Origin of the sequence: Vibrio sp. L85, from assembly GCF_963871815.1 — a bacterium.
Classification (GTDB): Bacteria; Pseudomonadota; Gammaproteobacteria; order Enterobacterales; family Vibrionaceae; genus Vibrio; species Vibrio harveyi.
In genome coordinates, this window is record NZ_CAWMYL010000168.1 from 72,435 (window position 1) to 85,955 (window position 13,521).

General features: G+C 44.7%; 12 protein-coding genes. 3 read left to right on the forward strand and 9 right to left on the reverse strand.

The features are described from left to right. Positions 1-5: 5 nt before the first annotated feature. Positions 6-515: a GNAT family N-acetyltransferase gene (locus AACR11_RS16460; RefSeq protein WP_029789302.1), complete on the reverse strand. Its 510-nt coding sequence runs from the start codon at positions 513-515 to the stop codon at positions 6-8. A 72-nt stretch (positions 516-587) separates the two neighbouring features. Here AACR11_RS16460 and AACR11_RS16465 point away from each other — a divergent pair, with 72 nt between their 5' ends. Beyond that, the gene (locus tag AACR11_RS16465; protein ID WP_029789301.1) at positions 588-776 is read left to right on the forward strand and encodes a DUF2986 domain-containing protein; all 189 of its coding nucleotides are present in this window, start codon (positions 588-590) and stop codon (positions 774-776) included. Positions 777-847: 71 nt separating this feature from the next. Here AACR11_RS16465 and AACR11_RS16470 read toward each other — a convergent pair whose 3' ends face one another. Together AACR11_RS16470 and AACR11_RS16475 are read right to left on the reverse strand one after the other, a co-directional pair. Next, on the reverse strand, positions 848-3,019 hold the full coding sequence (locus AACR11_RS16470; protein WP_029789300.1) for a TonB-dependent receptor: 2,172 nt from the start codon (positions 3,017-3,019) through the stop codon (positions 848-850). Between the two features lie 88 nt (positions 3,020-3,107). Next, positions 3,108-3,848, reverse strand: a complete 741-nt coding sequence (locus tag AACR11_RS16475; protein WP_005446937.1) for a siderophore ferric iron reductase — start codon at positions 3,846-3,848, stop codon at positions 3,108-3,110. A 390-nt stretch (positions 3,849-4,238) separates the two neighbouring features. On the opposite strand from AACR11_RS16475, the gene AACR11_RS16480 reads away from it, so the two are divergent. Continuing rightward, positions 4,239-5,570, forward strand: a complete 1,332-nt coding sequence (locus AACR11_RS16480; protein WP_005446939.1) for an anaerobic C4-dicarboxylate transporter — start codon at positions 4,239-4,241, stop codon at positions 5,568-5,570. A gap of 99 nt (positions 5,571-5,669) precedes the next feature. On the opposite strand, the gene AACR11_RS16485 is transcribed toward AACR11_RS16480, so the two are convergent. Further along, a complete protein-coding gene (locus AACR11_RS16485) occupies positions 5,670-6,158 on the reverse strand; it encodes a LabA-like NYN domain-containing protein (RefSeq protein ID WP_029789299.1) in 489 nt (162 codons plus the stop codon). 127 nt (positions 6,159-6,285) lie between these two features. Here AACR11_RS16485 and AACR11_RS16490 point away from each other — a divergent pair, with 127 nt between their 5' ends. Then, positions 6,286-6,726, forward strand: coding sequence for a DUF4174 domain-containing protein (locus tag AACR11_RS16490; RefSeq protein WP_009696657.1), 441 nt, complete (start codon positions 6,286-6,288; stop codon positions 6,724-6,726). Between the two features lie 21 nt (positions 6,727-6,747). Here the strand turns inward: AACR11_RS16490 and cobA are convergent, their stop codons facing one another. The 5 genes from cobA to AACR11_RS16515 all read right to left on the reverse strand — a co-directional run bounded on the left by cobA (position 6,748) and on the right by AACR11_RS16515 (position 13,443). After that, positions 6,748-7,506 carry a uroporphyrinogen-III C-methyltransferase gene (gene cobA, locus AACR11_RS16495; protein WP_029789298.1) on the reverse strand — a complete coding sequence of 253 codons (759 nt, stop codon included), beginning with the start codon at positions 7,504-7,506 and terminating at the stop codon, positions 6,748-6,750. Between the two features lie 299 nt (positions 7,507-7,805). Further along, entirely contained in the window at positions 7,806-8,654 is an 849-nt protein-coding gene (locus AACR11_RS16500) for a formate/nitrite transporter family protein (protein ID WP_005446948.1), read from the reverse strand. Between the two features lie 182 nt (positions 8,655-8,836). Next, on the reverse strand, positions 8,837-9,160 hold the full coding sequence (nirD, locus tag AACR11_RS16505) for a nitrite reductase small subunit NirD (RefSeq protein ID WP_005387969.1): 324 nt from the start codon (positions 9,158-9,160) through the stop codon (positions 8,837-8,839). Between the two features lie 13 nt (positions 9,161-9,173). Next, positions 9,174-11,738 (reverse strand): nitrite reductase large subunit NirB, encoded by a 2,565-nt coding sequence (gene nirB, locus AACR11_RS16510; protein WP_079324918.1) that lies wholly within the window; start codon positions 11,736-11,738, stop codon positions 9,174-9,176. Positions 11,739-12,090: 352 nt separating this feature from the next. Continuing rightward, complete coding sequence (locus AACR11_RS16515; RefSeq protein WP_029789296.1) at positions 12,091-13,443, reverse strand: sensor domain-containing diguanylate cyclase; 1,353 nt, start codon at positions 13,441-13,443, stop codon at positions 12,091-12,093. Positions 13,444-13,521: the final 78 nt, after the last annotated feature.

A 13,521-nucleotide genomic window follows, 5' to 3' on the forward strand; every position in this document is an offset into this window, starting at 1 on the left:
TCTGGTTACAACTCCATCGTATAGAGCTGTAAAGTTCGACCATTATCGTAAGTCTGCTCAACGCGTTCAAACTGAAAACCCAATTTTTCTAGCAAACTTATACTGCGAATATTGTCATTATTGGTGATAGCGACCAAGTTTTCTACATTCATTTCCTCACGAGCAAAATCCACGACGACACTTGCGGCTTCTTTCGCGTAACCTTTGCCATAAGCGCTAGGCAGATAACCGTAACCAATATCAAACGCTGTTAATGTATCGCGTTTAACCAAACCACAAATGCCAACTGGCTGTTTATCATGGTTGGTTTCAACCACCAGCAAACTGACACCCTTAAGTTCCTGCATTCTTAACATGTTATCTTGGATGTAACGCTTGGCTTCTTCTAGGGTTCGAATTTGTTTGTCACCGACGAAACGATAAAAGTCTGGCTGGTTGTAGAGTTCTAAAATAAACGGCGCATCTTCTACACTGACAAGACGCAGTGTGAGGCGCTTGGTAGTAAGTGTTTTCATAGGGAATCCATTAGGGTTGTAACTTGGCGGAAAAATCACTATCCTGCCCCGCTAAATTAAAGGACCAACACCATGAACCGCAAGAAGAAAATTAATTCGATTTTAAAAGCGAAGCAGAAAAAACAAAATGCAAAGCTTCATAAGAGCAATAAGCCTCGCTACATCTCAAAAGCAGAACGCGCGAAGATGGAAGCGGAACAGCAAGCTAATGAGCAAACTTCACAAACCACTGAAGAAACTCAAGCAACAGACGAAGCATAAAAGAAAAGCCGCATAACGCGGCTTTTTTTATCCAAATTTAACGTGCTTATTTGTATCTCAGATACGGACTTTTAGTACTCAAGGCTGTAGTTAAGCGTGAACGTACGACCTCTTCCCTTATAGTCATAAGCAGCAGACTCATAGTGAGTTGCGTACAGGATTTGCGCACGTTGTCCCCACACCGTGGTGTAATCCTCGTTAAACAGGTTTTGGATTCCGAATCCTAATTGACCAACAGGCAGTATCACGCTGCCTAGCAAATCAAATGTTGTGTATCCATCTAACTTGTTGTTCGCATCATCTTCGTAATCGAACATAGTTTGGCTTTGTAGACGCACAGAGTAATCGTTTTGGTACCATGCTGCCCAAGCGTTCGCTTTAGATGTACTTGCCTTACCAGCACTCAAATCTTCCCATTTGCCATTGGTCTTCAGTTCAGATACGACATAATGACCGGAAGCACCAACAAGAATATCGCTGGTTACCCAGTAGTTGATGTTTGCTTCCGCACCATACACACGTTGCTCGTCATCCACACTGGTAATCAGCAAAGTTTTACGGTCGTATTTGATTGAGTTATCTGACAACGAGTAATAACCCGCTGCTTGAAGAGACAACGCTTCCTTATCTAAACGGTAACCAATTTCGTAACTGTCCGTTTTAATGCCTGACAATTTAGAATCAGATACATTGATGCTGTCCTTTAGTGCGTAATGACCATTTGCATCTACTGCATCGTAACTGCCCTGACCATAGTATTTCGCTGGGTCCGCCAATTGGAAACCTTGGGAGAAGTTTGCCCAAACTTGCGACTCATCATTCAACCGATAGATAGTGCCAAGGTTGAATAGGTTAACTGAGTAATCTGTACTGCCACCTGGTACTGAATCAGCCGACGTTCCCGCTCCTGCAGCAATCTTCTTCTGCACACTATAAGCGACAAAGTCATCAACTTTGTTATCCATGTATTGATGGCGATAACCTGCTTGTACAGACCAATCCGAAGTAATTTGGTAGTCCCCTTGAATAAACAATGCGTAAGAAGACACGTCTACACCAGGGTAACGGCCAACTTGTGCATACGTCTTGTTTATCAAGTTTCCAGAATTATTAGCAATCGTCGAATCGAAGAGTGCTTGGTTACTGTCGAAACGATCAAGATAAGCATCAATACCATAGATAAGATTAAAATCGTTCCAATTCTTCGCTAACGCCAGACGCCCTGCAAAAACCTCTGTTTCTTGCTGAGAAGCACTTTGGAAATATGGTGTGAAAGTTTGGTCTTCACTTCGATAGGACAACTCACCAATCAATTGATGACCTAATACAGACTCATGGCTGTAACTTGCACTAAGAAGAACACGTTCTGTGCCGTGTTGGCGGTCAGATTCAAATCCTTTACGTACATCGACGAAATCGCGCCCCACAATGTACAGACCATAAGGCGAGTCTTGTTGACTATCATAGTATTGCGCAACTAGGCTAAGTTGGCTTTCATCTGACGTTTGAATCTCCGCAGAGCCCATCACATCAAGCGTTGAATTGTACTGCAGTGAACCTTGTGAGATGTCCGGCGTGACAATGTCACCATTACCATCATAGAAACCTTGAGTTTCGCCGTACACCACCGAACCACGCGCACTTACTTTGTCGTTTCCGCCAGATACTGATTGGGCAACCTTATAATCAAAATCGTCACTACCATTAAAACCGGTCGTACCGCTCACGTAAGATTCAAATGCAAGTTCATCTGACGTCGCTTTTTTTGTGACAATATTTATCACACCACCCGTTGCGCCGGCACCGTATATCGATGTCGCACCGGATAACACCTCAATACGTTCAATATTGAATGGGTCAATCGCGTCGAGTTGACGACTGATTGGGCGTGAGGATTGTAATGACACCCCATCGATCATAACCAACATTGCACGCCCACGGAGGTTCTGCGCGTAGTTAGTTCGGCCACCCGTACCAACGTCTAATGACGGAATCGTTGCCGATAAGATGTCACCAAGGTTTTTTCCTGCTCGGTATTGTTGAGCGATCTGCTCTTGATCAACGAACCAAACCGTACCCGGAATGTCTGAAATGGACTTAGGCATAACACTGCCAACCACCACTACTTGTTCATCCGCATTACTCTGTTTGCTTATATTAGATTCTTCTGCAAGTGCTTGAATTGCATAGCCACTGCTCATCGCAAGCATGATGAGATTTAAAGAAAACTTCCTTTTTATCATTGTCTTTATCTTTTTATAAATTACAGAGTCGACAATAATACTCATTCTCAATCATAGATCGAGCACTGTTACATATGTTATATGTTTGTTACTTTACGGTACTTCGAGATTTGACGAGTTGCTTATTTTCCTCTGTTCGAGGGCAATCTTCGCACAGTTTTCGCCCTTCACATTTGTAGACTAAACAGCAGCTTTTTCGGACTAATTTCAAAGGACGCTCGTCTGAAAAAGCGTACAGGGATGATGTATTTTCAGAACTTAACCCAAGCGCTTCCAACCACAACTTGGCATGCTGGTGAATGAGCTCGTCACTAAATTGAGGAAAATGTTGCTGGAGTCGGATCAAGCATGCCATCACACCATCAGACATCAATTGATGAGTAAAGCCCGGGCGTATGCGAGTCCAATCACTCATTTGTATCTGATAGAAGTCATAAAGTGCACGTATTTGCTTACCAGCTTCGACAATCAGTTCTTCAATTTCACCATGAATATGCTGTTCATCAGCAAAGCGGTAACCCGTGACAAACCCTTGCTGCACGTATTGCCCCATCCCCCGTAGATTTGGCAAAGTGTGAAATCCATAGATCGAAATGAATGCCACATACATAGGCTGCCAACAAAGCAGGTCCCATGTTCGAGTTAGCCAATAGGCTTTACCCGCTTCAGGATGCGCTTGAGAAAGCGATTGGTAGAGTGATTGTACAATTGGATTGATGTTGTTATCGATATGGATTGCACTAGCACCAATCTCACCAATACTGCCGTGTAAGAATGGCGTGACTTCCTTTGAGTAATGGAAGAGTTGCGGAAAAAACTGCTCAGACATTGTTGTGTTTACGTACGTTTTTGTTTGAACGCAGTTATACGCAAGCCAAGCACTCAATGCAAATAATTATCAGTAATGTTTACACTGTGTCACTTTGACGTGCCACAGGGCATTAAAATCAATAAAAAGTCCCAAATAAACGGCAGCAAAATAAACCATTAAACCGCGAAGATGCACCAAAATGGTTCGGTTTAACGTCAGAACTAGTGGATAAAAACATTCCAACAACACCAGCTCAAAGGCAACGTAACACTTTGGCTCCGTAGCGTGAGTTATTCCCAATTATTAGACATTACTATTTCCTATGAAATGGAATGTGAACAAGGCTAAGTATTTTTTTCTTGAATATAGAAACAATAAAAGTCCCTGTTTCTAATAAGGAAATTAAACATGTTGTATCTTGAGTTTCTATTTTTGCTCGTGATGCTGTATATCGGTTCACGGTATGGCGGCATTGGTCTTGGTGTTGTTTCAGGTATTGGTTTGGTCATTGAGGTTTTTATCTTCAAGATGCCACCAACCTCCCCACCCGTCACTGTAATGCTGATCATCCTTGCGGTGGTTACTTGTGCTTCCATTCTTGAAGCCGCTGGCGGTTTGAAATACATGTTGCAGGTAGCCGAGCGCGTACTGCGTAAGAACCCTAAGCGCGTTACCCTCATTGCACCGTTCGTCACTTACTTTATGACCTTTCTACTTGGTACTGGTCACGCGGTATACTCCATCATGCCAATCATTGGCGACGTTGCGTTGAAAAACGGCATTCGCCCTGAGCGTCCGATGGCTGCGGCATCCGTTGCTTCTCAAATCGCAATCACGGCATCACCAATTTCAGCCGCTGTGGTTTACTACCTAGCACAGCTGTCTGACATTCAACACGAAATCACCTTGCTATCGATTCTTCTCGTAACAGTACCAGCAACCTTGTTTGGTACGCTGTTGATGTCGCTATACAGCTTGAAACGCGGTAAAGAGCTTGAAGATGACGAAGAGTACCAAGAGCGTCTAAAAGATCCGGTTTGGCGTGAGAAAATCTTAAACACAACGGCAACTTCTTTGGACGAAGTGCTTCCAGCGAGCGCACGCAACTCTGTTTTGCTGTTCATTCTGTCGATTCTTGTGATCGTCGTTATTGCGATGTGGCCGGAAGTGCGAACCATCGTCGATGGCGCGAAGCCAATCAGCATGGCTGTGGTTATTCAGATGATGATGCTCTGCTTCGGCGGTATTATTTTGCTTGCGACCAAAACCGACCCACGTGACGTGCCAAACGGCGTAGTTTTTAAATCCGGCATGGTGGCAGCAATTGCTATCTTCGGCATTGCATGGATGTCAGATACCTACTTCCAATACGCGATGCCTCAATTCAAGTCCGGCATTGTTGAAATGGTAACCAACTATCCTTGGACGTTCGCACTCGCGCTATTCATCGTATCAGTAGTAGTGAACTCTCAAGCAGCAACAGCACGTATGATGTTACCTGTTGGTCTCGGACTAGGCTTGGACCCTGCACTGCTTATCGGCTTAATGCCTGCGGTTTACGGCTACTTCTTTATCCCTAACTACCCTTCTGATATCGCGACAGTAAACTTCGATACTTCAGGTACGACTAAGATTGGCAAGTGGTACTTCAACCACTCATTCATGTCTGTGGGTTTAATTGGTGTGATTGGTGCTTGTTGCTTGGGTTACGTGCTAGGACAAATGATCATTCCTTCGTAACTAACCAACTTATAGTTTGGGGCGAGTCATTGTACGTTAACGTACAGCCTGAAGTGACTCGCCCTTTCTTTATTCTCAAAGCTATACAGCGAGAAGAAGTTAAAGAAGAAAGTCGTCATCGACAGCAACAAAATGGTCCGCGCAATCAATCAAGGTTTGGGAAGTTAACTTTGGTACGCCATACACTGTGACTTTCTTGCTAAAGCGTTGCTGAATGCGTTCCACCAACAAACTAAAATCGCCATCGCCAGATACCAGAACCACTTCATCCACTTCCGGCGCAATCTCAATCGCATCTAGTGTAATACCTACATCCCAGTCGCCTTTCGAGCTCCCGTCACGACGTTGAATATAAGGTTTAAGCATCACCTCAAACCCAACACCACGCAAAATATGGTGGAACTGACGCTGTTTTGGGTCATTGCTCGCAATGGCATAGGCACGTGCACTTACCACTTCTTTTCCTTGTGTCGCGACATACCAAAACTGGTTGTAATCAAAATTGCTGCGGTACGCTTCACGACAGGTGTAATACACGTTCTGTACGTCGACTAAGATTGCGATCTTTTGTTTGCTTTCAGAGTTCATCTATTTAATACGCTTTATTTGTTTGCCGCATACCCTATGCCACTTTGGACCAAAGCACAATGAGCTAATTCCACTAAACTTACCGTATAACGTGATAAACGAAGTCTCGCGTTTCAAGGAGGGAGCCATGAACAAGTCGACGTTAGCCCTTTTGCTTGCATGCCTCATATCAGGCAATGCGTTTGGTTATCCAGCACACTCACAGTACTGGCCACATCGCAGTGTCCTATACTTCGCCCCTGCGAATGACGACCACGTAAAACAGTTTTTGCTCGAAGCTTTGATGAATGAATGTGAATTGGAAGACCGCGATGTGATCACTTTAGTGATTGCAGAGGACGGTTTTACTGAACCTTCATGGTTAAAAGAAGAGTTCGATTTGAAAATGCTGGCTGCTCTCTACGAAGTCAAAGCAGGTCAACACACTGCGATTCTTTTGGGTAAAGACGGAGAAGAGAAACACCGCTGGGGTGCGAAGACTGATTGGCAGTTCATCAACGATTTGATCGATGAAATGCCAATGCGAAAAAGAGAGATGCAACAGAAACGCAGTCCTTGCGCGATCTAATGCTTAAGACTAAGTCTTCAGTTATTTTCCAAACCAATCCAATTTGCTGTGCAATTGCGTCACGCTGCCAACCACAATCAACGCAGGGCTCACTGCTTGTTCTGCCATATTAGATAGCTCGTTCAGATTACCTTGGAATACGCGCTGCTCTGTACGTGTGCCGTTTTCAATGATAGCGCATGGCATCTCTGGGTCTAATCCATGTGTGATAAGCTTATCCATGATATGACCGCTTTGCTTCAACCCCATATAGAACACAAGCGTGTTGTTTGACTGCGCTAGCGAGTGCCATTCAATCTCACGGCCATCTTTTTGTACGTGGCCAGTAATGAACTGAACGCTTTGCGCGTGGTCACGATGCGTTAATGGAATACCTGCGTAAGCCGTTGCACCCGCAGCAGCTGTGATACCCGGAACCACTTCGTATTTGATGCCGAATTCTGCTAGCTCTTCTAGCTCTTCACCGCCACGACCAAAGATAAATGAATCGCCGCCTTTTAGACGTACAACACGTTTACCTTCTTGCGCTTTTTGCACCAAGATTTGGTTGATTTGATCTTGAGGCACGCAGTGAAAGTCCAACTTTTTACCTACGTAGATCATCTCTGCTGATGCGTGAGCCAATTCTAGAATATCTTTCGACACCAATCGGTCATACACCACAACTTCGGCTGCTTGAATGGCTTTTAAGCCTTTTACTGTCAGTAAATCTGGGTCACCCGGACCTGCACCAACAAGAGAAACAAAGCCGCTGTTTAAAGATGAGTTAACAGTTGTCATATCAACGCCTATCGAAAAATTTAGATATAAAGAGAGACTCTGACAAAGAAACGCTTTTTATAGCCAAATAGCTTATTAGTATATGGGAACGAGGTTCCCTGCTCTGAAGTTCCTTCATCTAAGGAATGACAGGCTTTTCGCTTTGCTTGTTATCGCATTAGATGAGCAGTATTTGTTGAATTGCTCCTATATGAGTCATTCCCGAAATCGACGAAGGAGCGTAGTCGGGAATCTCTCAGTTCAAGCCCAAAGAGAGTCCCGACTTGTTCATTACCTAATATATTGGTAATAAACCTCAATTACTTAGCCATTGCAGGCTGTGCTTTTACTTCTTCTTCAGCATTGATAGAAGGCGCAGTTTTAGCGTGAGTTAGGTACAGTGGAATACAAGTCATCACTAGACCACCAACGATGTTACCTAGGATGGTTGGGATAAGGTTGAAGTTCAACCAAGTCGCAATACCGAAATCAGCACCTAGAATCATACCTAGTGGGAATAGGAACATGTTTACCACTGTGTGCTCAAATACTAGTGCGAAGAAGATGAAGATTGGGAACCACATCATTGCTACACGACCAGACACTGAACGTGCAGTCATGTTGCCGATAACGCCAAGACACACCATTAGGTTACAGAAGATGCCGCGTACGAAACACGTGATCCATCCGTCCATGCCCATATTTTCGAAACCAAGACTACGTGCTGTAGAAACAGCGACAAATTTCTTCGCTACTGCGTTCAATTCTAGAGAGAAGTTACCTGTTAGAGAGATCGCTACTAGGTAAGCAACGATTAGAGAACCGATTAGGTTACCCAAACCAACCAAACCCCAACAACGGAAGATACGACCCCAAGTGATACCAGGACGGTTTGCAAATTTAGCTAGAGGAGCCAGACCAAAAACACCTGTTACTAGGTCGTAACCCATCACACTTAGAATCACGAAACCAACTGGGAAGACAAGCGCACCCACAACGCCCACGCCCGTTTGTACGATAGTCGTAATAGCCACAACCACCGCTAGCGACAGGATGATACCCGCCATTGTACCGCGGAGTAGCAAATCGCGAGTACTGGTGTTGGTTTTCGCTTCACCCACGTTGATCATGGTTTGAACGAATTCTGCAGGCTTAAAATCAGTAGACATGAATGTGTCCTTATTCAAAAAGTGAAAGTTAAAAATTAAAGATTGAATAGAGAAAGGCTTCCCGTTAACTCAGTAACATCTCGCTTCCCTGTCCCCCGCAGATGACTCTGGAAAGCCTTTACCTATTAAATCTAGATTTCGGTTCATTCCCTCCCCCTTAGAGGAGGGAATGGAAACCACGCTTATGCAGAAATCTCTACTTCGCCGTTGGTTACGCGCGTTTTGTACGCTTTCACGCTAAAACGCTCGTCTTCCATGCACGCACCCGTAGTCAGGTTAAAGCGCTGCTTTTTAAGTGGGCTTGCCACCCAAAGCTCGCCTTGGTGCTCACAGATCAAACCGCGAGAAAGCACGTTTGATTGGAAGAACGGATCTGTGTTGCTGATAGCCAGCACTTCTTCTGCTTGTGTTGGGCGAAATACCGCAACTTGCTGACCATCAACCAGTGCACAAACACCCGTGCCCGGTACGATGTCGCTGATTTGGCAAATCTTTTCAAATGACATAATCAACCTTCCCTTATGCTTCAGTGATCGCTACGTGTAGGATGTCGCCTTTCGCTTCAGGGTGTTTTTCCGTGAAGGTTGCTGGGCGGTGCTGTTCACGCTCTTGTACAAACACGACGTTTTCATCGCGCTTGTCAGAGTTGATGAAGTGCGCGAAACGAGTCAGTTGTGATTCGTCGTTGATAGTCGCAGTCCACTCACACTCGTATTCGTCGACAAGTTTCGCTACGTCTGCTTCTAGTTGCGCGTTGATGCCAAGTTTGTCGTCAACAATCACTTCGCGTAGGTAGTCAACGCCACCTTCCATGTTTTCCATCCAAACTGATGTGCGTTGTAGTGGCGCAGCAGTACGGATGTAGAACATCATGAAGCGGTCGATGTACTTGATTAGCGTTTCTTTATCTAGGTCACTTGCAAGTTGGTCTGCGTGACGAGGTTTCATACCGCCGTTACCACATACGTACATGTTCCAGCCTGCGTCAGTCGCGATGACACCAAGGTCTTTACCTTGTGCTTCCGCACACTCACGAGTACAACCAGAAACACCGAACTTCATCTTATGAGGTGTACGAATGCCTTTGTAACGGTTCTCGATGTAGGAACCTAGACCAACAGAGTCTTGAACACCGTAACGACACCACGTTGAGCCCACACATGTCTTCGCCATACGAAGTGCTTTTGCGTACGCCTGACCTGTTTCGAAACCAGCGTCGATAAGCTTGCGCCAGATCTCTGGAAGATCGTCTTTTTGTGCACCAAACAGACCAATACGTTGAGCACCGGTTACTTTGGTGTATAGGTTGTATTCTGCAGCAACGTTCGCTAGCGTACCCAATGCTTGAGGTGTTACTTCACCACCCGCCATACGTGGGATCACAGAGTAAGTACCGTCTTTTTGGATGTTACCTAGGAAGTTATCGTTCGTGTCGTGCAGCTTAACCAGTTGTGGCTTAAGAATGTGCTCACCCCAGCAAGAAGCCAAGATAGAACCAGCCAATGGTTTACAAACTTCACAGCCGTAACCTTTACCGTATTTTTCTAGAAGCTCATCAAACGTTTTGATCTCTTCAATGCGGATTAAGTGGAATAATTCTTGGCGTGAGTATGCAAAGTGCTCACACACGTCGTTCTTCACGTCGATGCCAGATTTAGCAAGCTCAGCATTTAGAACAGAAGTGACTAGAGGAATACAACCACCACAGCCTGTACCTGCTCCAGTCACGGCTTTGATGTCGCCCAATGTGTGGTGACCATCAGCAACCGCTTGTGCGATCTTGCCTTTGGTTACGTCGAAACAAGAACAGATTACTGCGCTTTCTGGTAGAGCGTCTGCACCTAGTGCTGGTTTCTCAGCGCCTGCGTGTGCAGGAAGGATCAACGCATCCGGGTGCTCTGGCAGGTCGATTTCATTCAACATAAGTTGAAGCAGGTCGCCGTAGTCAGAGGTGTCACCGACCATAACCGCGCCAAGCAGTTTCTTGTTGTCTTCAGAAACGATAAGACGTTTGTAAACTTCTTGCTCTTCGTTTTGGTAAACGTAACTCTTACAGCCTTCGGTACGACCGTTCGCGTCACCGATTGAACCTACTTTTACACCAAGAAGTTTCAACTTCGCAGACATGTCAGCGCCTTCGAATTTGCTTTCTGTGTTACCTAGCAGGTGATCAACGGCAACTGTCGCCATCTTGTAGCCAGGAGCAACAAGGCCGTAGAACATTTCGTTCCAAGACGCACACTCACCGATGGCGTAGATGTTCTCATCAGAAGTCTGACAATGGTCGTTGATAGCAACACCGCCACGAGGTGCCACTTCTAGCTCCATTTGGCGTGCTAGTTTGTCTTGGGGACGAATACCTGCGGAGAATACGATGAAGTCTGTTTCTAGCTCTGAACCGTCAGCAAAACGCATAACGTTGCGTGCATTTGTGCCTTCTGCCGCGATCTCAAGCGTGTTTTTGCTAGTGTGAACTTTCACGCCCATGCACTCGATCTTTTGACGAAGTTGGTTACCACCAGCTAGATCAAGTTGCTCAGCCATTAGCTTTGGTGCGAACTCAACAACGTGCGTTTCTACACCTAGTGCTTTCAATGCGCCTGCTGCTTCAAGACCTAGCAGACCACCACCGACAACAACACCTGATTTGCTCTTCTTCGCACACGCTTCGATCGCTTTAAGATCTTCGATAGTGCGGTAAACAAAACAGTCTTTGCTTTCGTGACCTTTGATAGGTGGAACAAATGGGAATGAGCCAGTAGCAAGAATCAGCTTGTCGTATTGAACTTCACGACCAGTGCTTGAGTAAACAATGCGGTTTTCACGGTTGATGTTAATCGCACGCTCACCGATCAACATGTTAATGCCGTGTTTCTCGTAGAAGCCTTCTTTCACTAAAGAAAGTTCATCTGCAGTATGGTGAGAAAAGTAAGAGGAAAGGTGCACACGGTCGTATGCGACACGAGGTTCTTCACAGAAAACCGTAATGTCCATATTAGACATATCAGCTTTCTCGACTAAGTCTTCGATATAACGGTGGCCTACCATACCGTTACCGATGACTACTAGCTTCAACTTGCTCATTGTACTTCCTAAGGGTTAGGTTCTTATAACTGAGCGCATTGTTAAATGTGAAAGAAAATTAATACATGATGTAAATCAATTACGGAATCAAACTACCCTAAAGGGGTAGACAGGTTAAAACCCTCAATTTAAAAGGGTCTAACGGTAAATTTGCTACATCTTTGTGTAGTAATTCATCACCGAGAAGATAAACTCTTAACATTTCTTCATAAATGAAATAAATCTATTTGGCTGGTACGTGTTGAAAACGGTTTAGCCGTATTGAATTTGTTTGAAAAAATTCAACATTTTATGATGCGATAGAACTAGATCAGAGTAAGCCCTACTATTTTACACCATTAGGCTCTGCTGATTATATTTCAATTGGTTTGTCCATAATCACAACGTTGCGTCCTTTATCTTTGGCTAGGTATAAGTTCTTATCCGCAACCTCAAAGGCTTGTTCGAGTGCTTTCTCGCATGCATCCACACTCGGATAAGGCGTTATTTTTGTCAAAGGCACAGCCCCTACTGAAATGGTAACAACTTGTGATGGAAGATTTTTGGCATGTGGAATGGCTAAAGCCTCTACGGCTTGTCTTAAACGTTCTACTTTTGCTTGAAGCACATCTAAGGTATTCCCGTAAACAAGCAAGGCAAACTCCTCGCCGCCTAATCGAAACGACGGTTGGTCCTTACCTAAAAACGAGCGAAAGAGTTCAGCAACATCACATAACGTGTTATCCCCTTCGATATGTCCGTATGTGTCATTAAACTTTTTAAAGTTATCGATATCGCACAAAACGAAGCAGGCATAACTCATATTACCTACCGTTTGCTGAACAAACAGTGGTGCAGTACGTTTGTACAAGTAACGCGACCCTAATCCCGTCAAGGCATCAGTATCAGTTTGTTGACGAAGAACGCGCAACTGGTTTTTGATTTTCGTAATCAAGCTGGAATATGAACGAGCTAAGTCACCAATTTCATCCGATCGCTGAATTTCAGGAATATACGATTGGTCGATCTTTTCAATGTCTTTCTTCATCGACATTGAAAGACGCTTGAGTGGGCTAACAATCCACATGGTGACCATGTATATCATCACCATAGAGATTAACGAAGCGATTAACGCCTCATTAAGCAGCTCTTTAATTAGCGTCGTTTTGATAGTGTCGAGTTTACTTGCATCTAATACCGCCCAAATGTAGCCACCGTTTACGTTTCTTAAAGGCAGACAAACATGAAGCACCGATAGATTGGCATCGTAGTAGAAGTCGGTTTGTCGAAGATAATCTTTTGTCCATGGCAGATTGGTATCTTGATTAAGCCCCTTGCTGATTTGTAGTGCCTCTAAATCAACCTTTGCTTTGTTGATAAGGTATTGGAGCTTATTACGCTTAATTTCATCTGTGTCAGGCGTCGCCGCCAAGATGTGCTCAAGATTTCCCTTTTGCGCTTGGAGCGCCCTTACCTCCTGATCGCTGACATCAATTCGCCACACTTGATTGGATTGTGCCAAATATCGAACTGCCACTTTTTGTTCTTTGTAATCTGACGTGCCGGAGACCTCAACAAACAGTAGACCATCGATGGCTCTGAAGTTCTCTTTGGTCGAAGGCATCATCAAGTTTGCATAATTACGACCCGCTATAGAGCCGGAGAGAAACGTCATTTGTGAAGACAGATGCGTTTTCGCCATAATCACTGCATGCTCGATACGCATATCCCATTCACTTTGGAAGCGCGTATAGGACAACCCAGAAATAATGGAAATCACTAAAACCAGATGCGATAAAAAAAG